Genomic DNA, 19,562 nt, shown 5'->3' with positions numbered 1-19,562 from the left:
CCCATGATTTCGAGTCTGCTGGTAGCCAACCGGGGCGAGATCGCCTGCAGGGTCTTCCGCACCTGCCGTGAGTTGGGAATCCGAACCGTCGCCGTGTACTCGGACGCGGACGAAAACGCCCTCCACGCGCGCGTGGCCGACACCGCGGTACGCCTGCCGGGCGCGACGCCCACCGACACGTATCTGCGCGGCGAGCTGATCGTGAAGGCCGCCCTGGCCGCGGGCGCGGAGGCCGTGCACCCCGGGTACGGCTTCCTGTCCGAGAACGCCGACTTCGCGCGGGCCGTCCTCGACGCGGGCCTGGTCTGGATCGGCCCGCCGCCCGAGGCGATCGAGGCGATGGCCTCCAAGACCCGCGCCAAGGAGCTGATGACGGCCGCCGGGGTGCCGTTGCTCGCCCCCCTCGAACCCGACGCGGTGACCGAGGCCGATCTGCCGGTCCTGGTGAAGGCGGCGTCGGGCGGCGGCGGCCGCGGCATGCGGATCGTCCGCGAACTCGCCGACCTGAAAAGCGAGTTGACGGCCGCGTCGGCCGAGGCCGAGAGCGCCTTCGGGGACGGCACGGTCTTCGTCGAGCCGTACGTCGAGCACGGACGCCATGTCGAGGTGCAGATCGTCGCCGACACCCACGGCACCGTGTGGGCCTACGGCACCCGCGACTGCTCCCTCCAGCGCCGCCACCAGAAGGTGATCGAGGAGGCCCCCGCGCCGGGCCTCGCCCCCGGTGTCGAACAGCGCCTGCACTCCGCGGCGACGGCCGCCGCCCGCACGATCGCCTACACGGGCGCGGGCACCGTCGAGTTCCTGGTCTCCGGGGACGACGTCCACTTCCTGGAGATGAACACCCGCCTCCAGGTCGAACACCCGGTGACGGAGGCGGTGTTCGGCGTCGACCTGGTCGCCCTGCAACTGAGCGTCGCCGAGGGAGCGCCTCTGGACGGCGACCCGCCGCCGCCCTCCGGCCACGCGGTCGAGGCCCGCCTCTACGCCGAGGACCCGTCCCACGACTGGGCCCCGCAGACCGGCACCCTGCACCGCCTCTCCGTACCCGGCGTCCGCCTGGACACCGGCTACGAGGACGGCGACACGATCGGCGTCCACTACGACGCCATGCTCGCCAAGGCCATCGCGTACGCCCCCACGCGCGCGGAGGCCATCCGCCGCCTCGCAGGCGCCCTGGAACGGGCCACGATCCACGGCCCGGTCACCAACCGCGACCTTCTCGTACGCTCCCTGCGCCACGAGGAGTTCACGACGGCCCGGATGGACACGGCCTTCTACGAACGCCACCTGGCCGACCTCACCACGGCCGCCCCGGACCCGTACGCCCCCTTGGCCGCCGCCCTCGCGGACGCCCACGGCCGCTCCCGTTTCGGCGGCTGGCGCAACCTGCCCTCCCAGCCCCAGACCAAGCGCTACGCCTCGCCGGCCGACGAACACGAGGTCCATTACCACCACACCCGCGAGGGCCTGACGGCCGACGGCGTCCGCGTACTGACCACCGCCGCGGATCTCGTCGTACTCGAAATCGACGGCGTACGCCGGAAGTTCGACGTCACCCGCCACGACGACCGCGTCTACGTGAACACCACCGCGCTCACCGTCCTGCCCCGCTTCCCGGACCCCACGGCCCAACAGGAACCCGGCTCCCTCCTCGCCCCCATGCCCGGCACGGTCGTCCGCATCGCCGACGGCCTGACCACGGGCTCCGCCGTACGGGCCGGAGACCCCCTCATCTGGCTGGAAGCAATGAAGATGGAACACAAAATCACCGCCCCGACCACGGGAACACTGACGGCCCTGCACGCGGCTCCAGGGCAGCAGGTCGAGGTGGGTGCCCTGTTGGCGGTCGTCCAGCAAGAGGCGCCCCTATAGGGGCGCGGGGCTGTGTCGATCATGCGGCTCCGCCGCGTGGGCGCGACCAGCCACACCCAACCCGCACCCTCCACACAACAAGACCTCCCTCCCCCTGAGGAGCCCCCAATGACAACAGTCCTCGAATCAGACGAACAGAAGGACCTCCGCGCAGCCGTAGCCGCCCTCGGCACCCGCTACGGCCACGACTACCTCACCAAGGTCATCGCCGCGGGCACCTACCCCGACGAACTCTGGTCAGAGGCGGCCAAACTCGGCTACCTCGGCGTCAACCTCCCCGAGGAATACGGAGGCGGAGGCGGCGGCATAGCCGAACTCTCCATCGTCCTGGAGGAGTTGGGCGCCGCGGGCTGCCCCCTCCTCATGCTGATCGTCTCCCCGGCCATCTGCGGCACAGTGATCGCCCGCTTCGGCACAGAGGCCCAAAAGCAGGACTGGCTCCCGGCCTTGGCCGACGGCACCCGCATCATGGCTTTCGGCATCACCGAACCCGACGCCGGTTCCAACAGCCACCGAATAACAACAACCGCCCGCCGCGCGGACAACGGCACGGACTGGCTCCTCACGGGCCGCAAGGTGTTCATCTCCGGAGCGGACATCGCCGACGCCACCCTCATCGTGGGCCGGACGGCGGACGCCCGCACCGGCAAGCTCAAGCCCTGCCTGTTCATCGTCCCGCGCGACGCGCCCGGCTTCGAGCGGCGACGGATCGACATGGAACTGCACGGCGCGGAGAAGCAGTTCGAGCTCACCCTCGACGACGTACGCCTGCCCGCCGACGCACTCGTCGGCGACGAGGACGCGGGCCTGCTCCAGCTCTTCGCGGGCCTCAACCCCGAGCGCATCATGACCGCCGCCTTCGCGATCGGCATGGGCCGCTACGCCCTCTCCAGGGCCGTCACCTACGCCCGCGAACGCACCGTCTGGAGGGAGCCGATCGGCGCCCACCAGGCCATCGCCCACCCCCTGGCGCAGGCCCACATCGACCTCGAACTCGCCCGTCTGATGATGCAGAAAGCGGCCCTCCTGTACGACTCCGGGGACGACGCGGGCGCCGGAGAGGCCGCCAACATGGCCAAGTACGCGGCCGGCGAAGCCTGTGTGAAAGCGGTCGACCAGTCCGTACACACACTCGGCGGCAACGGCCTGACCGGCGAGTTCGGCCTCGCGTCCCTCATCACGGCATCCCGGGTAGCCAGGATCGCCCCCGTCAGCAGGGAGATGATCCTCAACTACGTCTCGCACCAGACCCTGGGCCTGCCGAAGTCCTACTAGCACTATCTCCTCTACGACTTCCGGCAACTTCCGGCTCCTGGAAAGGGCCCGCCATGGTGTTCCGCAGCGCGTACGAAGACGTCCCCGCCGTCGAAGAACCCATACACGAGGCGGTGTTGGGCCGCGCCGCCTCCCGGGGCGACACGCCCGCGCTGATCGACGGCGTGGACGGAATGACCCTCACCTACGCCCAACTCGACGCGTTCCACCGGCGAATAGCCGCTGGACTCGCCGACCTCGGCGTCCGCAAGGGGGACGTGCTGGCGCTGCACAGCCCCAACACCGTCGCCTTCCCCGCGGCCTTCTTCGCCGCCACGCGCGCGGGGGCGTCGGTCACGACCGTGCACCCGCTCGCCACGCCCGACGAGTTCGCCAAGCAGCTGCGGGACTGCGCCGCCGAGTGGATCGTCACCGTGTCACCGCTCCTCGACACGGCCCGTACGGCGGCCGAACTCGCGGGCGGCGTACGGGAGATCTTCGTCTGCGACCAGGCACCCGGACACCGCTCGCTGCTCGACATGCTGGGCTCCACGGCCCCCGAGCCGCAGGTCGACATCGACCCCGCCGAGGACGTGGCGGCCCTCCCGTACTCCTCCGGGACGACCGGCACCCCCAAGGGCGTGATGCTCACCCACCGGAACATCGCCACCAACCTGGCGCAGCTGTCGCCCACCATGCCGATGGGGCCCGGCGACCGCATCCTCGCGGTCCTGCCGTTCTTCCACATCTACGGGCTCACCGCCCTCATGAACGCGCCCCTCCGGCAGGGTGCCACGGTCGTCGTCCTGCCGCGCTTCGACCTCGAAACGTTCCTCGCGGCCATCGAGAAACACCGGATCACCGGCCTCTTCGTGGCCCCGCCGATCGTCCTCGCCCTCGCCAAGCACCCGGCCGTCGAGGGCTACGACCTGTCGTCCCTGGAGTACGTCATCAGCGCGGCAGCCCCCCTGGACGCCGAGCTGGCGGAGGCCTGTTCGCGCAGGCTGGGGCTGCCGCCCGTCGGTCAGGCGTACGGCATGACGGAACTGTCGCCCGGCACGCACGCCGTACCCCGGGACAGCGTGAACCCGCCCCCCGGAAGCGTCGGAAAACTCATCCCCAACACGGAAATGCGCATCATCTCCCTCGACGACCCCGGCAAGGACGTCGGCGTCGACGAGCGCGGCGAGATCCTCATCCGCGGACCGCAGGTCATGAAGGGCTACCTCGGCCGCCCCGAGGCGACCGCCGCGATGATCGACGCCGACGGCTGGCTGCACACCGGAGACGTCGGACACGTCGACGCGGGCGGCTGGCTGTACGTCGTCGACCGGGTCAAGGAACTCATCAAGTACAAGGGCTTCCAGGTGGCCCCCGCCGAACTGGAGGCACTCCTGCTCACCCACCCGGGCATCGCCGACGCCGCCGTCATCGGGGTCTACGACAGCGACAACAACGAACGGCCGCACGCGTACGTGCAGCGCCAGCCGACCGCGGCGGACCTCACCGAGGACGAGGTCATGGCGTACGTCGCCGAGCGCGTCGCCCCGTACAAGAAGATCCGGCAGGTCGTCTTCCTCGCGGGCGTGCCCAGGGCGGCCTCCGGCAAGATCCTGCGCCGGGAACTGCGGGAACCACGGGAACCACGGGAACTGAGGGAGCGCGCATGACGGTGGTACGGCGGTCGCACGAGCGCGGGATCACCACCCTCGCGCTCGACGCGCCCGAGCGGCGCAACGCCCTCTCCGCCCAGTTGGTGGGGGAGTTGGCGGACGCGCTCACGGAGTGCGGCAAGGACGGCGACGTACGCGCCGCCGTCCTCACCCACACCGGAAACACCTTCAGCGCGGGCGCGGACCTGCGTGATCCGCCCGACCCGGACGTCCTGGTGGCCCTACTACGCCAGATCGTCGAACTGCCGAAACCCGTCGTCGCCCGCGTCACCGGCCATGTGCGCGCGGGCGGCCTCGGACTGCTCGGCGCCTGCGACATCGCCGTCGCCTCCCAGGAGGCCACGTTCGCCTTCACGGAGGTACGCATCGGGGTCGCCCCCGCCGTGATCTCGCTGTCCCTGCTGCCGCGCCTCGACCCGCGCGCGGTGGCCCGCTACTACCTCACGGGGGAGAAGTTCGACGCGGACGAAGCCGCCCGGATCGGCCTCGTCACGGCGGCGGGCGAGGACGCCGACGACGTACTCGCGCCCGTGCTCGACGGACTGCGCCGGGCCTCCCCGGACGGACTGGCCGAGACGAAACGGCTGCTCACGGCTAAGGTGCTGGACAGTTTCGACCGGGACGCGGCCGACCTGACCGCGCTCTCGGCCCGGCTGTTCTCCTCCCCGCAGGCCCGCGAGGGAATGACGGCCTTCCTCGAACGACGGGATCCCTCATGGGCGTGGTGAACGGTGGCGCGACGACGGGCGGCGCGGTGAACGGTGCGCCGCTCGTCGAGCGCGTACCCAAACAGGACCGCAGCCGGGCCACCCGGCAGCGGCTCCTCGAAGCCGCGGTCGCCTGCCTCGCCGAACACGGCTGGGCGGGCTCCACGGTCTCCGTCGTCGCCGAACGCGCCGGCGTCTCCCGGGGCGCCGCCCAGCACCACTTCCCGACCCGCGAGGACCTCTTCACGGCCGCCGTCGAGTACGTCGCCGAGGAACGCTCCACCGCCCTGCGCGCCCTGTTCCCCGACGGCCCCACGGACCGCCACGCGGTCGTCGCCGCCCTGGTCGACCTCTACACGGGCCCCCTGTTCCGCGCCGCCCTCCACCTCTGGGTCGCCGCCTCCAACGAGGATCAACTAGGGTCCCGCGTAACGGAGTTGGAGGCCCGCGTAGGCCGCGAGACCCACCGCATAGCCGTGGAACTCCTGCACGCCGACGAATCCCGCCCCGGCACCCGAGAAACCGTCCAGGGCCTCCTCGACATGTCCCGAGGCCTGGGCCTCGCCAACCTCCTCACGGACGACCGCACCCGCCGCGAGGGCGTGGTACGCCAGTGGTCGACGATCCTGGACGGGGTACTGGGCTGAGGCGGAGGGTCCATTGGGCGGGGGCCGTTCCTCGGCTTCAGGGCTCGGGGTGGCCAAGGGTGGCCAAGGGTGGCTAAGGACTAAGGGCTGAGCCGCTCCACCCGCCACGACCCGTCCTCCTGAGCCACATACCGCAACCGGTCATGCAGCCGGTTCTCCCGGCCCTGCCAGAACTCCACCGTCCGGGGCGCGATGCGAAACCCGCCCCAGTTCGGGGGCACCGGAACCTGCTCGCCCTCGGGATAGCGGGCGGCCAACTCGGCGTACGACGCATCCACTTCCGCCCGGGAAGAGATCACCGACGACTGCGCACTGGCCCACGCCCCGAGCTGGGACCCGTGCGGACGGGTACGGAAGTACGCGGCCGTCTCGTCCCGCCCCGTCCGCCGCGCCGTACCGCTGACGATGACCTGCCGCGCCATCGCGTGCCACGGGAAGAGCAGCCCGACGTACGGGTTGCCGGCGAGGTCGCGCGCCTTGCGGGACTCGTAGTTGGTGAAGAAGACGAAGCCCTGCTCGTCGTACTGCTTCAGGAGCACCGTGCGGGAGCTGGGCCGCCCCTCGGCGTCCGCGGTGGAGACGACCATGGCGTTCGGCTCGTACACCACGCCATCGGTCGCGGCCTGGGTGAACCAGCGCGCGAACTGTTCCATCGGGTGGTCGGCCAGCTCGGTCTCGTCGAGTCCCTCGGCCCGGTAGTGCTTGCGCATCAACGCGGGGTCGAGGACGGGATCACGGTCGGTCACACGGCCATCCTGCCGCATTCCGCAAGGCGCCAGAGGGGCACCCCGCGAGCGTGGCCTTCGTCACTGCGTGGCACCCGGTGCCGCTACCTCTCCCCAAAGGTGACACCAAGGGATATCGTCCTGCTTCCGAAACGGTTGGGTGACCGCCATCCGGACTGGGCATCACCGGGGTGACGTACGGACGCGAGTCCACGAGGCGACCGCGGAACCGGACGACCAGCACCCACCACAGACGTATCGCCGATATATCGCAGACGCTTGGTCACGAGCACCACGAGCACCACGAGCACCACGAGCACTCCGCACCACGCACACCACACGCACTCCGCACCACGAGCACCCTCGCAAACACTCCGAAATCATCTGTCGCACACATCATGAGGAGCCGCCTGATGTCCGACTTCGTACCCGGACTCGAGGGAGTCGTCGCTTTCGAGACGGAAATCGCCGAACCGGACAAGGAGGGCGGCGCCCTGCGGTACCGGGGCGTCGACATCGAGGACCTGGTCGGCCACGTCTCCTTCGGCAACGTCTGGGGGCTGCTGGTCGACGGCGCCTTCAACCCCGGCCTGCCGCCCGCCGAGCCGTTCCCGATCCCCGTCCACTCCGGCGACATCCGCGTGGACGTCCAGTCCGCGCTGGCGATGCTCGCCCCCGTCTGGGGCCTGCGTCCCCTCCTCGACATCGACGAGCAGCAGGCCCGCGAGGACCTCGCCCGCGCCGCCGTCATGGCCCTGTCGTACGTCGCCCAGTCCGCCCGCGGCCAGGGCAACGCCATGGTTCCGCAGCGCGAGATCGACAAGGCGCAGTCCGTCGTCGAACGCTTCATGATCCGCTGGCGCGGCGAACCGGACCCCAAACACGTGGCAGCGGTCGACGCCTACTGGACGTCCGCCGCCGAGCACGGCATGAACGCGTCCACCTTCACGGCCCGCGTCATCGCCTCCACCGGCGCGGACGTGGCGGCTGCCCTCTCGGGCGCCGTCGGCGCCATGTCCGGCCCGCTGCACGGCGGCGCCCCCTCCCGCGTCCTCGGCATGATCGAGGAGATCGAGCGCACCGGCAACGCCGAGGCGTACGTCAGGCAGGCCCTCGACAAGGGTGAGCGGCTGATGGGCTTCGGCCACCGCGTCTACCGCGCCGAGGACCCCCGCGCGCGGGTGCTCCGCCGTACCGCCCGCGAACTGGGCGCGCCCCGCTTCGAGATCGCCGAGGCCCTGGAGAAGGCCGCTCTCGCCGAGCTCCACGCCCGCCGCCCGGACCGGGTCCTGGCGACGAACGTCGAGTTCTGGGCCGCCATCGTCCTCGACTTCGCCGAGGTCCCCGCCCACATGTTCACCTCGATGTTCACGTGCGCCCGGACCGCCGGCTGGTCCGCCCACATCCTGGAACAGAAGCGCACCGGCCGCCTCGTACGGCCCTCGGCCCGCTATGTGGGCCCGAGCACCCGCAACCCGGACGAGATCGAGGGCTACGAGGACATCGCCCACTGATTTCACATGTGTGCGCGGCCCATGTGCGTACGGCCTATGTGCGTACGGCCCATGTGTGTACGGCCTATGTGGCGGTGCCCCAGGTGGGGTGCCGCCACACCCTCACTTCACACCTCACAGGCCCGCGAAACGCAGACGACCCGTGAGCTCTGGTCCCTCCGCCTCGCGGCGAGGGAGCCGGCCGGACTTACCGGCGAGCTCACGGGTCGGGTGACTGCTGAGATTGGGCCGGCCGCACGCTCGTCTCACGCGCTGGTCCGGCACCGCACTGGATGTGGTGACGGGCCGCTAGCCCGCAGCCACCTCGCTGGTCCGGGTTTCATACATGTACCCGATCACCTCCTTTCGGCGTGCGACACACACTAGGAACCGGATCCCCATCCCTCAACCGATTTTCGGAACGGCGACCCTACGGAGTCGCGCGACTACCGTCACCGACCCCGCAACGGGCCCGCCGCAGGACGTACCCGGTGATCGATCCGAACGCCGAAGCGTCCGCACACAACGATTTCCCCAATCTTGTGGGAACCAGATGTGGGCTGCGTCACGTTCGAGTTGAATGATTCCTAGTGAGTGATGCGTAGTGAGTGAACAGACGCGCGGGCATACCGCGCAGGACACGCCGACACGGCCTGCAGGGGGTGCCAGGTGAGTGCTTCCCGGCGTAGTGGGACCACGGACGAGCTCGGGCCGCAGGAGCCCGAGCGGGACGGGGCCGATCTGCTCGCCGCTCTGCTCGACGGGATGGACGCGGCGCTGTGCGCGTTCGACGCCGACGGAGTGGTGACGCACTGGAACCGGGAGGCGGAACGGATTCTCGGCTGGACCGCGGCCGAGGCGGTCGGCCGGCAGGGGTTCGCCGGCTGGGCCGTACGGCCCGCGGACGCCGAGGAGGTCGAGGGTCGGCTGCTGTCCGCGATGCAGGCGCCCGGACGGCAGGTCCACGAGTTCGCGCTGCTCACCAAGGAGGGCGGCCGGGTGCTCGTACGGACCCAGTCGGCCGCCGTGCCGGGTCCCGACGGGAAGCCGGCCGGGGTGTACTGCGCCTTCAGCGAGGTGCACGCGCAGATCGATCTGGAGCGGTCGATCGCGCTCAGCGAGGCGCTGTTCGACGACGCCTCCTGGGGCGTCGTGCTCGTCGACGCCGACCTGCGGCCCGCCGTGGTCAACGCGCACGCGGCGCGCGCGCTCGGTACGGGGCGTACGGCCGTACTGGGGCGCCCCCTCGGCGAGCTGCTCGCGCAGGGCGTGGAGGAGCTGGAGAGCGCGCTCACGCACGTCCTCGCGGAGGGTGCCCCGCCGGCGCCCGCCGAAATGTGGGTGACCGTGCGGACCGCCGAGGGCGAGCAGCGGCGGTGCTGGCGCAGCGGCTTCCTGCGGCTCGCCTCGCCCCTCGCGGAAGAACCGGTTCCGCTGGGTGTGGGCTGGCTCTTCCAGGACGTGACCGAGAGCAAGCAGACCGAGCAGGAGGCGGCGCTCCTGCGGTTCAGGACCAACCAGCTGCACCGGGCCGCGCGGGCCGCCGCCGAGTGCGAGGACCCGGCCGAGGCGGCGAGCGTCCACCTCGACTTCGCGCTGGCCGGCTTCGCGGACCACGCGCTGATCGACCGGGTGGCCGGTGGTGCCGTACCGGACGGCGAGGGTCCGGTCCGGCTCGTACGGGCCGCCGCCACGCCCTCCGGGGCACCGGGCCCGAGCCTTCCCGCGGGCCGTGCGGGGCTGCCCGTGCGGTATGCCGACGGGCATCCGGCCCTCCAGTGTGTCGAGCGGATCGGGTCCGTACGGGCCAGTGCGGGGGCGGCGCGGGCCGGGGCGGGGGCGAGTGAGCCCGAGCGGGCGCGTGAGTGGGCCGTCGCCCGGCAGTGGCCCGCGGACTCCGTCCACGCCCTCTGCGCGGTTCTGCGCAGTCGGGGGCGGACGTTGGGTGTCGTTACGTTCCTGCGTGGCGCCAGTCGTACGCAGTTCGAGCGGGCCGATGCGGCGTACGCGGAGGATGTCGCCGTACGGATCGCTGCGGCGCTGGATCTGGGGGAGACGCTGGAGGGGCGGGGCTGAGGGGGCGTTGGGGCGCTCGCCGGACGGGCTGAAAGACAGGGGCGCAGCCCCGTCTTTCAGGGGCGCGGGGAACTGCGCGATCAGCCACGACCGGCCCGGAGTCCTGCCACGGCCCATCCCGCGGAGCGCTTCGCGGCTAGGGGGCTTCTGATGGATCTCCGCGGCGTCGCGACGCCCGGCACGTCCTCTCGCCGCACCAGGCACAGACCCAAGTACGTCCAGTACGCGGGTCTGTGCCCGGCACTCCCCCAGCCTTCGGCCGGGGGGACCCCCAGAGAACGCACCGAACGCCGCTCCTTCCCCACGGAGATCCATCAGAAGCCCCCTAGCGCTGGTAGAAGATCCGGTCCGCGTACTCCTCGAAGATGCGGCCGTTCCACTCGTGGCCGCCGTCCACGTTCCCCGAGCGCAGCAGTGGCGGCTCGATGCCGCGGTCCGCGAGGGTGCCCGCCGCCGTGGCCATGACGGCCTGGAGGAGTGCCGACGTGACGACCGTGGAGGCGGGCGCGAAGGGCGCCGGGACGGTGTCGACGGTGAGTTCGGCGTCGCCGACCGCGATCTTCGAGTCGAGTACGACGTCGCAGTGGTCCTTCAGATACGTGCCCGAGGAGTGCCGGGACGTGGTTTCGGAGGCGTACGCGACCGACGTGACGCCGATGACCTTCAGGCCCAGGGCGCGGGCGTGCATCGCCATCTCCACGGGGAGGGCGTTGCGCCCGGAGAGGGAGACGATCACGAGTACGTCGCCGGAGCGGGCCGGGCTGCAGTCGAGGACGGCGCTCGCCAGGCCGTCGACCCGTTCCAGCGCGGAGCCCAGCGTCGCCGGAATGACGTCCACGCCGACGGCGCCCGGCACGGCGAGCAGGTTCATCAGCGCGAGCCCACCCGCCCGGTACACGAGGTCCTGCGCGGCCAGCGAGGAGTGCCCGGCGCCGAACGCGAAGAGCCGTCCGCCGTCGGCGACCGTGTCGGCGATCAGCGTCCCGGCGGCCTCGACGGTCCCGGCCTCCTCGTCCCGCACCCGCTGCAACAGGCCGATCGCGGCGTCGAAGAACTGCCCGGCCAGCTTGCTGTCGCCCATGCGCGGAGCCCTCTTTCCCTGTCTGTTCCCCGTCGTGTCGCGGATCACGTTGCGGTCTGGACCAGCGCTGTGTCAATACGGTCGGCAGGGGCGACACTGGGTCCTGAGGGCCCCTTTCCCGCCGGGCCGGGCCCATGGCCCGGCCGTTCGCGCGGGCACTCGTCACCACGTGGTTTCACCTGCGCGGCACGGTTGTCAGTGGGATGCGTCAGAATTGGTGCCAGGGCCAGCGCACACGCCGGTGAGCCACCCAGCCTCCGGCAGAGCTAATCGAGGGGCACGTATGTCCGGACTGATCGACACCACGGAGATGTATCTCCGCACCATCCTCGAGCTGGAGGAGGAAGGTGTGGTCCCCATGCGCGCCCGGATCGCCGAGCGGCTGGACCAGAGCGGGCCGACGGTCAGCCAGACCGTGGCGCGCATGGAGCGCGACGGCCTGGTCGCGGTCGCCAGCGACCGGCACCTGGAGCTCACGGAGGAGGGCCGCCGGCTGGCCACGCGCGTGATGCGCAAGCACCGCCTCGCCGAGTGCCTGCTCGTCGACGTGATCGGTCTGGAGTGGGAGCAGGTGCACGCCGAGGCGTGTCGCTGGGAGCACGTGATGAGCGAGGCGGTCGAGCGCCGCGTGCTCGAACTGCTGCGCCACCCCACCGAGTCGCCGTACGGGAACCCGATCCCGGGCCTGGAGGAGCTGGGCGAGAAGGACGGGGCGGATCCCTTCCTGGACGCGGGCATGGTGTCGCTGGCCGATCTCGATCCCGGGCTCGACGGCAAGACGGTCGTCGTCCGTCGCATCGGTGAGCCGATCCAGACGGACGCGCAGTTGATGTACACGCTGCGGAGGGCGGGCGTGCAGCCCGGGTCCGTCGTCAGTGTGACGGAGTCCGCGGGCGGGGTGCTCGTGGGCAGCGGGGGCGAGGCTGCGGAGTTGCAGTCCGATGTTGCGTCCCACGTGTTCGTGGCCAAGCGGTAGCGCTCCGCCGGGAGCGTTGTTCGTCTGCGGGTGGTGGGGGCTGGTCGCTCCCCCACTCTCGGCTTCTCCCCCACTCTCGGCTTCGCTCGAGCGGGGGGACCCCCATGAGCGGGGGGACCCCCATCGCGGCGGAGCCGCAAATGTCACAGCCCCGTGCCCCTGAAACAGGGGCACCCTCGTGGTGCCCCGCCCAATTGATTACCCACCCTCAACTCCCTTAACACAAACCCCAGTTGTCCCACCTCGTGGTTGCGTCAGAAACGAAGATTCAGTGCGCGGAATCGCAGCGGCCGGACCGTTTGCGTGCGAGGCTGTCGCGAGAGGCATATGACCTGAGGGCTCTTGACCGTGGCGGCAGCGGCGCCGATACGCGGTCGGGGAGGGGGCGGGAGGATGTGCCGCGGACATGAGGAGGGCCCCGGCGCCCTGAGGCGCCGGGGCCTGTCCTCCCCTGTGCTGACCCGGAGCCCCGAGCTCCCAGGGTCATTCCCCTCGGACCGTTTTCCCCGAGCGGCCCGCCTCCCGTTGAAGATCTCCCCTCGGCGGCGGCGGTCAATCCTTGCGCGAGGTCACTCGAAGGAGGGGTGTTGCCGCCAAGGACCCCATTTTCGAATGCGCATTCGATAGCGTATGAGTGACGGATCCACTACGGATGACGCAGGAACAACCAGCAGGAGCACCGGTACGACGAGCGTGACGAGTGGACCGGCCGGCTCGTGCGGGACGACCCGGCTGAGCGGATCAAGGGGGGTGCCAACGTATGGTGCGGCGCATCGACGTGAGCGGTGCGGGCGGCGTACGCCTCGCCGCCTGGGAGTTCGCCGATCCGCCCAAGATCGATCCCCCCAGGGGCGATCCTTCCGGGACTGGGACTGGGACTGGGACTGGGACTGGGACCGGGACCGGGACGGAAACCGGAACCGGGACAGGAACCGGGACAGGAACCGGAACCGGGACCGGGACAGGAACCGGAACCGGGACCGGGACAGGAACCGGGGCGCGGGCCGGAACCGGCGCGGGGGCCGGGATCGCGTCCGGGGAGGTCGTGCGTGCACCCGGCGTGCTGTTATTGCATGGCCTGATGGGCCGGGCCTCGCACTGGGCGCCCACCGCCCGCTGGCTCTCCGAGCGGCATCGCGCCGTCGCGCTCGACCAACGGGGCCACGGCCAGAGCGACAAGCCGCCCGAGGCGTCCTACACCCGCGACGCGTACGTCGAGGACGCCGAGGCGGCCCTCGAACAGCTGGACCTCGGCCCGGCCGTCCTCATCGGCCACGCCATGGGCGCCCTGACCGCCTGGCAGCTCGCCGCCAAGCGCCCCGACCTCGTGCGCGGCCTGGTCATCTGCGACATGCGGGCCTCGGCGCTGGGAGCGGCCTCGCAGCGTGAGTGGGAGCACTGGTTCAAGGCCTGGCCGGTCCCGTTCGCCACACTCGCCGACGTCCGGAAGTGGTTCGGCGAGGACGACCCCTGGGTGGAGCGCCCGAACCCCTCGCGCGGTGAGTTCTACGCCGAGGTGATGGCCGAGTCGCCGGACGGCTGGCGGCCCGTCTTCGAGCCCGAGCAGATGCTCAAGTCCCGCGAGACCTGGGTGTACGACGCGCACTGGGAGGAGTTGACGCAGGTTCAGTGCCCCGCGCTCGTGGTGCGTGGGCTCGACGGCGAGCTCGGCCGGGCCGAGTCCCAGGAGATGGTCCGCGTCCTGCCCAACGGGCAGTACGCGGAGGTGGCCGATGCGGGGCATCTCGTCCACTACGACCAGCCGGAGGCTTGGCGGGCGGCGGTTGAGCCGTTCTTGGACGAGGCGATTCGCTAGGCCGCCTGGAAAATCGAGCGCCGTTGAACTGCGGTTGTCCCTTGTCCGCGGCCCGGCGGGGGCTGGTCGCGCAGTTCCCCGCGCCCCTGAAAGATGCGCAGTTCCCCGCGCCCCTGAACGGGGCGCGGGTCCACATCCCGGTCGGTCAGCCCTTGCTCACCGCCGCGAGGATCTCCGGCAGCCTCCGTGCCGTTCGCGGCGCGGCGAGGCGCAGGCCCGCCAGGGTGATCGCCGCTCCATAAGCCGTACCGATCGGCAGCAGCAGCCACATCCAGTCGTCGCCGCCCGATGAGACGTTCAGCCAGATGGTGAGGGCGATGACGGGAGCGGACAGGAGCGCCGCCGCGATCATGCCGCCGAAGATCGAGATCCAGGCGAGGCCCGCCTGTCCGGGGGCCACGCCTTTGTAGCCCTCCTGCGGAATCGAGTACGGGAAGCGGGCGGAGGACCAGGCCCCGGTCGCCAGCATCGCGCCGAGCAGCGCGAACGACAGGCCGAGCACCTCGGGCAGCGCCGCCCAGTCGCCGAGCAACGTCGTCGTCAGGACGCACACGAGGGCCGCGTACGGAAGGGTGATCACCAGGAGTGCCAACGCCCGTGCCCGCAGCTCGACATACGCGTCCCGGGTCGACGAGATCGTCATCGCGACCATCCAGAACGCGGACGTGTCCTGCCCGAACTGGTTGTACATCTGGATGCCGAGCATGCCTGCCGCGAAGCAGGCGAAGTAGATCGAGCCGGTGCCCTGCAGCGCGTTGAACAGCGGCACGATCAGGCCGATCGCGAGCGAGGTCACCCACGCGGCCTTCGTCTTCGGGTCCCGCCACACGTACCGCAGGCTGCGCTCCATGACCGTGCCCGTGCGCCCCGCGGGCAGCAGCCGGCCGAGTCCGGAGGAGCGGCCCGCCTTGTCCCGCGCGGGCTCGGCGGTCTGCAGTGTCGAGCCGTCCGGCGAGGTCATCAGCCGGGTCAGACTCCGCTGCCAGTAGGACAGCAGCGCCGCCAGTGCCACGCCGCTCAGCGCGAGCTGGGCGACTCCGACGGCGTACGAGCCCTCGCTGACGGAGTCCACCGCGCCGATCGCCGACGCGGGCGGCACCCAGCGCAGCACGTTGGCCGTCGGGTCCAGCGTGGACAGGCCGGACGAACCGATCTTCTGCGCCCCGAAGTTGACGACCTGCGCGCCCACCGCGATCACCAGACCGCTCAGTACGGCCAGGTCGCGCCCCTTGCGGCTGGTCAGCAGCCGGATGTTGGCGGTGGCGACGGCCCGCGCGAGGGCCACACAGACGAGCAGCGCGAGGGCGACCGCGACGACCCCGGTGACGTACGCCGCCGCCTCGTGCGCCATCGCGACGACCGAACCGACGAGCAGGCACAGCGTGAACAGCGGCCCTATGCCGACCAGCGAGGCCACCAGCAGCGCGCGTACGAGCGGGCGTGGGCGCAGCGGCAGCATCACCAGGCGGGTCGGGTCGAGGGTCTCGTCGCCGCCGGGGAAGAAGAGCGGCATCACGGCCCAGCCGAGCGCCACTACGGCGGTGATCAGCACCGTCACGTTCATCGCGTGGGCGTTGCCGCGCAGCGCTATCAGGCCGATGAGCTGGAGCGCGGCGAACAGCAGCACGACGACGAGCGACGCCACGTACGCGGCCCGCCGCCCCGCCGACTGCCGCAGCCCGTTGCGCAGCAGCGACAGCTTCAGCCGTACGACGACAGAGGTGACGGGGGTGACGGAGGCGGGCGAGGCAGTGGAGGCCGTCGTCGCGGTCCCGGTCCCGGCGCTCATCGGGCGCCGCCGCCCAGCCAGTCGAGGTCGGAGCCGGTGTCGCGGCCGTTCGCCCCGACGAGTTCGAGGAAGGCCTGCTGGAGGGAGGGTGCCTCGCCGCGCACCTCGGCGAGTGGGCCGTGGGCGCGGATACGGCCCGCGACCATCACGGCGACCCAGTCGCACAGCGACTCGACGAGCTCCATGACGTGGGAGGAGAAGACGACGGTCGCGCCGGAGGCGGTGTAGCGCTCCAGGACCCCGCGGATCGTCTGCGCGGAAACCGGGTCGACGCCCTCGAACGGCTCGTCCAGGAACAGCACTTCCGGGTTGTGCAGCAGGGCCGCCGCGAGCCCGATCTTCTTGCGCATGCCGGTCGAGTAGTCGACGACGAGTTTGTGCTGCGCCCCGGCCAGGTCGAGCACGTCGAGCAGCTGGGTGGCCCGCTTGTCGACCTCGGCACCGGGCAGTCCGCGCAGCCGCCCGGTGTACGCGAGGAGCTCCCGCCCCGAGAGCCGTTCGAAGAGCCGCAGTCCCTCGGGCAGGACACCGATCCGGGCCTTGACCTCCGTGGGGTCGCGCCACACGTCGTGTCCGACGACCTCGACGGACCCCTGATCGGGCCGCAGCAGCCCGGTCACCATCGACAGAGTCGTGGTCTTCCCCGCCCCATTGGGTCCGACCAGCCCGATGAACTGCCCCGCGGGCAACTCCAGATCGATCCCCGCGACGGCAACCTGCTCCCCGAACCGCTTCCAGAGCCCCCGCACCCGCACGGCCACCGCGTCATTCACCCGCACTCCCTCCACCATGAAGGGCACGATACGGGTCGGGTCCGACAAGGGGCGCCCCTTCAGGGGAGCGCTCAGCCCCTACGGACCCGCAGGCGGCAGATCACGCCAGAGTCGAACGGCGCACTACCGACGAGCGTCCCGCCCGCAGGCGTAAGCCAAGGGCGAGATCAGTTCCTCAGCGTCCGGCAGCCACCGATTCGCCGGAGTCGGCCGACAGGCCCACTGCACAGCCCCCCGCGCCCCGAACCGCGTAGGCGGCGCAGCCACATACGTCCCTTCCCCCAGCACGTTCAGATCAAGAGAGGTGAGCGGCCACCCCAGCTTCCGTACAAGATCAGGCACCTTCACGGCAGCACCCGGCAGCACGAAGAACTGCATCCGCCGATCCGGCGTGCACGTCACCGGCCCGAGCGTCAGCTCCATCCGCCTCATCCGGGCGAGCGCGAGAAATCCCGAGGTCTCAGGAACGTCGATCGCGTCGAAAGTCCGCCCCGTGGGCAACAGGATCGACGCCGACGGCTGCTTCGCCCACAGTCGGCGCGCGACGGTCGCACTGCCCGTGGCCTGCGTCGCCCAGTCCTCACGCGCCGGATGCGCGCCGGGCACGGCGCACGAGGGCTCGCCGCACGAGCAGCGCTGCACCCCGTCGACGGCTTCCAGCCAAGTGCCTGGGAACACGTCCCAATGGCGCTCCTCGGCATAGCGCACGGCGGTGTCCTGCAGCGATTCGCCTCGCTGCTTCGGGATCTGGGCGGTCTGGGTGCCTGCGATCGTCTCTTCCACGCTGAACTCAACTCCCCCACCCACCAGGGGTTACGCCCACCCGTCTCCCACCACCGCCCTTCTTGGGAAAGCCCTTCGGGCTTGCACCGTTTTTCCTGCGCGCGCGGGGGAGGAGCACCGATTCCACATGTGGGGCGCATGGATGCATCTGTGGGGGCGCGCATGGGAGGCGGCAGCGGGTGCGGGGTAGCCACCGGAGGGGCAGGCAGCAGCCTTTACCCCGGCAATCCTCACATGTCTCGCATCTTCGGTATATCCGCGGGGCATTGATCTTCGAGGCCGGATCTTTTCGTTCTCTTCACGGGTGCGGGAGGCCCCGGCCGCTGAGGACTCGTCAACTCGGTGCGTGGGCAGGCACCGCAGCCACAGGGGGTACGCCATGGCCGCAAGGCCTCTCGTCGCGCGGCAGCCGAACGAACGACTGCAGGCGCTCATCCAGGAAGCGGGCTGTTCCAACGCAGGGCTGGCCCGCCGGGTCAACATGTGCGGCGCGGAGCACGGTCTCGATCTGCGCTACGACAAGACGTCCGTGGCGCGTTGGCTGCGAGGTCAGCAGCCGCGCGGGCGGGCGCCCGCCATCATCGCCGAGGCGCTCGGCCGCAAGCTGGGCCGGACCGTCACGATCGACGAGATCGGCATGGCGAACGGCAAGAACCTCGCCTCCGGGGTGGGCTTGCAGTTCTCGCCGACCGTCCTCGGGGCGATCGAGCAGGTCTGCGAGCTGTGGCGCAGCGACGTGGGGCGGCGGGACTTCCTGTCCGGCTCCTCCGTCGCGGCCTCCGCGCTCGTCGAGCCGAGCCGGGACTGGCTGATCTCCTCGCCGGACGCGCAGGTGTCGCGTGCCGCCGGGCCCCGGGTCGGGCAGTCCGACGTGGCCGCGGTGAGCGCGATGACCCAGGCGCTGGTCGACCTCGACCATCAGTACGGCAGCGGGCACGTACGCCCGGTCGTCGTGCACTACCTGAACAGTGTCGTGTCCGGGCTGCTGGCTGGTTCGTACCGGGAAGCGGTCGGGCGTGAACTCTTCGCGGCGGTCGCGCGGTTGACGGAGCTGGCCGGCTACATGGCGATCGACACCGGACAGCCCGGGCTCGCGCAGCGCTACTACATCCAGGCGCTGCGGCTCGCACAGGCCGCGGGCGACCGCGGGTACGGCGGGTACGTGCTCGCCGCGTCCATGAGCCACCTCGCGGCGCAGCTCGGGAATCCGCGGGAGATCGCGCAGTTGGCGCGCGCGGCACAGGAGGGCGCGCGGGGGCGGGTCACACCGCGCGCGGAGTCGATGTTCCACGCCGCGGAGGCGCGGGGGCACGCGTTGATGGGTGACGCGCGCTCGGCGCAGGCGGCGTCCGGGCGGGCCGTGGCGGCGCTGGAGCAGGCCGATCCGGAGTCCGGCGACGACCCGCGGTGGATCGCGCACTTCGACGAGGCCTATCTGGCCGACGAGTTGGCGCATTGCCACCGTGACCTGGGGCAGTCGGAGGCGGCCGCGCGGTGTGCGTCGGAGTCCCTCGCCGGGCACCCCGAGTCGCGGGCGAGGCGCCGCGCCATCGGGTACGTACTGCTGGCCACCGCGCAGGTCCAGCAGCGCGAGATCGAGGAGGCCTGCCACACGGGTCTGCGCGCGGTCGAACTCCTCGGCACCCTGCGGTCGAACCGCGGGGCGGAGTACCTGGACGACCTCCAGCAGCGCCTGGAGCCGTACCGGGACGAGCCGGTGGTACGGGAGTTCGGGGCGCGCATGGAGTTGCAGGCGGCGGCCTAGGAGCGGCGGCCTAGGACTTAGGTGCTCGCGGGTACGCGGGTACGCGGGTACGCGGTACGCGGGTACGCGGTACGCGGATAGACACGGGTACGCGGGCGTGAACGCGGGGTGAACTGAAGGGTTGTGGGG

Annotated in this window: 15 protein-coding genes; 10 read left to right on the top strand and 5 right to left on the bottom strand. The window is 71.1% G+C overall.

Features of this window, described 5'->3' with window-relative positions; translation table 11 throughout:
- Positions 1 to 3 precede the first annotated feature (3 nt).
- From OHA11_RS19575 to OHA11_RS19555, 5 genes are all read left to right on the top strand, one after another.
- A complete protein-coding gene (locus tag OHA11_RS19575; protein WP_266498096.1) occupies positions 4 to 1,875 on the top strand; it encodes a biotin carboxylase N-terminal domain-containing protein in 1,872 nt (623 codons plus the stop codon).
- 108 nt (positions 1,876 to 1,983) lie between these two features.
- Complete coding sequence (locus tag OHA11_RS19570) at positions 1,984 to 3,150, top strand: acyl-CoA dehydrogenase family protein (RefSeq protein ID WP_266498094.1); 1,167 nt, start codon at positions 1,984 to 1,986, stop codon at positions 3,148 to 3,150.
- 56 nt (positions 3,151 to 3,206) lie between these two features.
- Positions 3,207 to 4,799 carry a 4-coumarate--CoA ligase family protein gene (locus OHA11_RS19565; protein ID WP_266507297.1) on the top strand — a complete coding sequence of 531 codons (1,593 nt, stop codon included), beginning with the start codon at positions 3,207 to 3,209 and terminating at the stop codon, positions 4,797 to 4,799.
- The gene (locus OHA11_RS19560; RefSeq protein WP_266498092.1) at positions 4,796 to 5,530 is read left to right on the top strand and encodes an enoyl-CoA hydratase family protein; all 735 of its coding nucleotides are present in this window, start codon (positions 4,796 to 4,798) and stop codon (positions 5,528 to 5,530) included. Before OHA11_RS19565 ends, OHA11_RS19560 begins: the two co-directional genes overlap by 4 nt.
- Positions 5,518 to 6,156, top strand: coding sequence for a TetR/AcrR family transcriptional regulator (locus OHA11_RS19555; protein ID WP_266498091.1), 639 nt, complete (start codon positions 5,518 to 5,520; stop codon positions 6,154 to 6,156). Before OHA11_RS19560 ends, OHA11_RS19555 begins: the two co-directional genes overlap by 13 nt.
- A gap of 80 nt (positions 6,157 to 6,236) precedes the next feature.
- Here the strand turns inward: OHA11_RS19555 and pdxH are convergent, their stop codons facing one another.
- A complete protein-coding gene (gene pdxH, locus OHA11_RS19550; protein ID WP_266498089.1) occupies positions 6,237 to 6,920 on the bottom strand; it encodes a pyridoxamine 5'-phosphate oxidase in 684 nt (227 codons plus the stop codon).
- Between the two features lie 374 nt (positions 6,921 to 7,294).
- Between pdxH and OHA11_RS19545 the strand changes: the two genes are divergently transcribed.
- Together OHA11_RS19545 and OHA11_RS19540 are read left to right on the top strand one after the other, a co-directional pair.
- Complete coding sequence (locus OHA11_RS19545; protein WP_266498086.1) at positions 7,295 to 8,395, top strand: citrate synthase 2; 1,101 nt, start codon at positions 7,295 to 7,297, stop codon at positions 8,393 to 8,395.
- Positions 8,396 to 9,043: 648 nt separating this feature from the next.
- Complete coding sequence (locus OHA11_RS19540; protein WP_266498084.1) at positions 9,044 to 10,450, top strand: PAS domain-containing protein; 1,407 nt, start codon at positions 9,044 to 9,046, stop codon at positions 10,448 to 10,450.
- Between the two features lie 325 nt (positions 10,451 to 10,775).
- Here OHA11_RS19540 and OHA11_RS19535 read toward each other — a convergent pair whose 3' ends face one another.
- Entirely contained in the window at positions 10,776 to 11,531 is a 756-nt protein-coding gene (locus OHA11_RS19535; RefSeq protein ID WP_266498081.1) for an SIS domain-containing protein, read from the bottom strand.
- Between the two features lie 283 nt (positions 11,532 to 11,814).
- On the opposite strand from OHA11_RS19535, the gene OHA11_RS19530 reads away from it, so the two are divergent.
- On the top strand, positions 11,815 to 12,507 hold the full coding sequence (locus OHA11_RS19530) for a metal-dependent transcriptional regulator (protein WP_266498078.1): 693 nt from the start codon (positions 11,815 to 11,817) through the stop codon (positions 12,505 to 12,507).
- 760 nt (positions 12,508 to 13,267) lie between these two features.
- A complete protein-coding gene (locus tag OHA11_RS19525; RefSeq protein ID WP_266498075.1) occupies positions 13,268 to 14,323 on the top strand; it encodes an alpha/beta fold hydrolase in 1,056 nt (351 codons plus the stop codon).
- 145 nt (positions 14,324 to 14,468) lie between these two features.
- On the opposite strand, the gene OHA11_RS19520 is transcribed toward OHA11_RS19525, so the two are convergent.
- The 3 genes from OHA11_RS19520 to OHA11_RS19510 all read right to left on the bottom strand — a co-directional run bounded on the left by OHA11_RS19520 (position 14,469) and on the right by OHA11_RS19510 (position 17,668).
- Positions 14,469 to 16,112: a transporter gene (locus tag OHA11_RS19520; RefSeq protein ID WP_266498073.1), complete on the bottom strand. Its 1,644-nt coding sequence runs from the start codon at positions 16,110 to 16,112 to the stop codon at positions 14,469 to 14,471.
- Entirely contained in the window at positions 16,109 to 16,903 is a 795-nt protein-coding gene (locus tag OHA11_RS19515) for an ABC transporter ATP-binding protein (RefSeq protein WP_266507292.1), read from the bottom strand. Before OHA11_RS19515 ends, OHA11_RS19520 begins: the two co-directional genes overlap by 4 nt.
- A 105-nt stretch (positions 16,904 to 17,008) precedes the next feature.
- The gene (locus OHA11_RS19510) at positions 17,009 to 17,668 is read right to left on the bottom strand and encodes a bifunctional DNA primase/polymerase (RefSeq protein WP_266498072.1); all 660 of its coding nucleotides are present in this window, start codon (positions 17,666 to 17,668) and stop codon (positions 17,009 to 17,011) included.
- Positions 17,669 to 18,047: 379 nt separating this feature from the next.
- Between OHA11_RS19510 and OHA11_RS19505 the strand changes: the two genes are divergently transcribed.
- Positions 18,048 to 19,433: a transcriptional regulator gene (locus OHA11_RS19505; protein ID WP_266498070.1), complete on the top strand. Its 1,386-nt coding sequence runs from the start codon at positions 18,048 to 18,050 to the stop codon at positions 19,431 to 19,433.
- The last annotated feature ends 129 nt before the right edge of the window (positions 19,434 to 19,562 follow it).

This window comes from Streptomyces sp. NBC_00878 (genome assembly GCF_026341515.1).
GTDB lineage: Bacteria > Actinomycetota > Actinomycetes > Streptomycetales > Streptomycetaceae > Streptomyces.
Note: the sequence above shows the minus strand (reverse complement) of the source record. Positions and strands in the feature narration are given on the sequence as shown.

Coding starts and splice junctions, on each gene's coding strand:
- OHA11_RS19575 (WP_266498096.1), top strand. CDS start 4: ATGATTTCGAGTCTGCTGGTAGCCAACCGGGGCGAGATCGCCTGCAGG.
- OHA11_RS19570 (WP_266498094.1), top strand. CDS start 1,984: ATGACAACAGTCCTCGAATCAGACGAACAGAAGGACCTCCGCGCAGCC.
- OHA11_RS19560 (WP_266498092.1), top strand. CDS start 4,796: ATGACGGTGGTACGGCGGTCGCACGAGCGCGGGATCACCACCCTCGCG.
- OHA11_RS19555 (WP_266498091.1), top strand. CDS start 5,518: ATGGGCGTGGTGAACGGTGGCGCGACGACGGGCGGCGCGGTGAACGGT.
- pdxH (WP_266498089.1), bottom strand. CDS start 6,920: ATGCGGCAGGATGGCCGTGTGACCGACCGTGATCCCGTCCTCGACCCC.
- OHA11_RS19545 (WP_266498086.1), top strand. CDS start 7,295: ATGTCCGACTTCGTACCCGGACTCGAGGGAGTCGTCGCTTTCGAGACG.
- OHA11_RS19535 (WP_266498081.1), bottom strand. CDS start 11,531: ATGGGCGACAGCAAGCTGGCCGGGCAGTTCTTCGACGCCGCGATCGGC.
- OHA11_RS19530 (WP_266498078.1), top strand. CDS start 11,815: ATGTCCGGACTGATCGACACCACGGAGATGTATCTCCGCACCATCCTC.
- OHA11_RS19525 (WP_266498075.1), top strand. CDS start 13,268: ATGGTGCGGCGCATCGACGTGAGCGGTGCGGGCGGCGTACGCCTCGCC.
- OHA11_RS19520 (WP_266498073.1), bottom strand. CDS start 16,112: ATGAGCGCCGGGACCGGGACCGCGACGACGGCCTCCACTGCCTCGCCC.
- OHA11_RS19515 (WP_266507292.1), bottom strand. CDS start 16,903: ATGGTGGAGGGAGTGCGGGTGAATGACGCGGTGGCCGTGCGGGTGCGG.
- OHA11_RS19505 (WP_266498070.1), top strand. CDS start 18,048: ATGGCCGCAAGGCCTCTCGTCGCGCGGCAGCCGAACGAACGACTGCAG.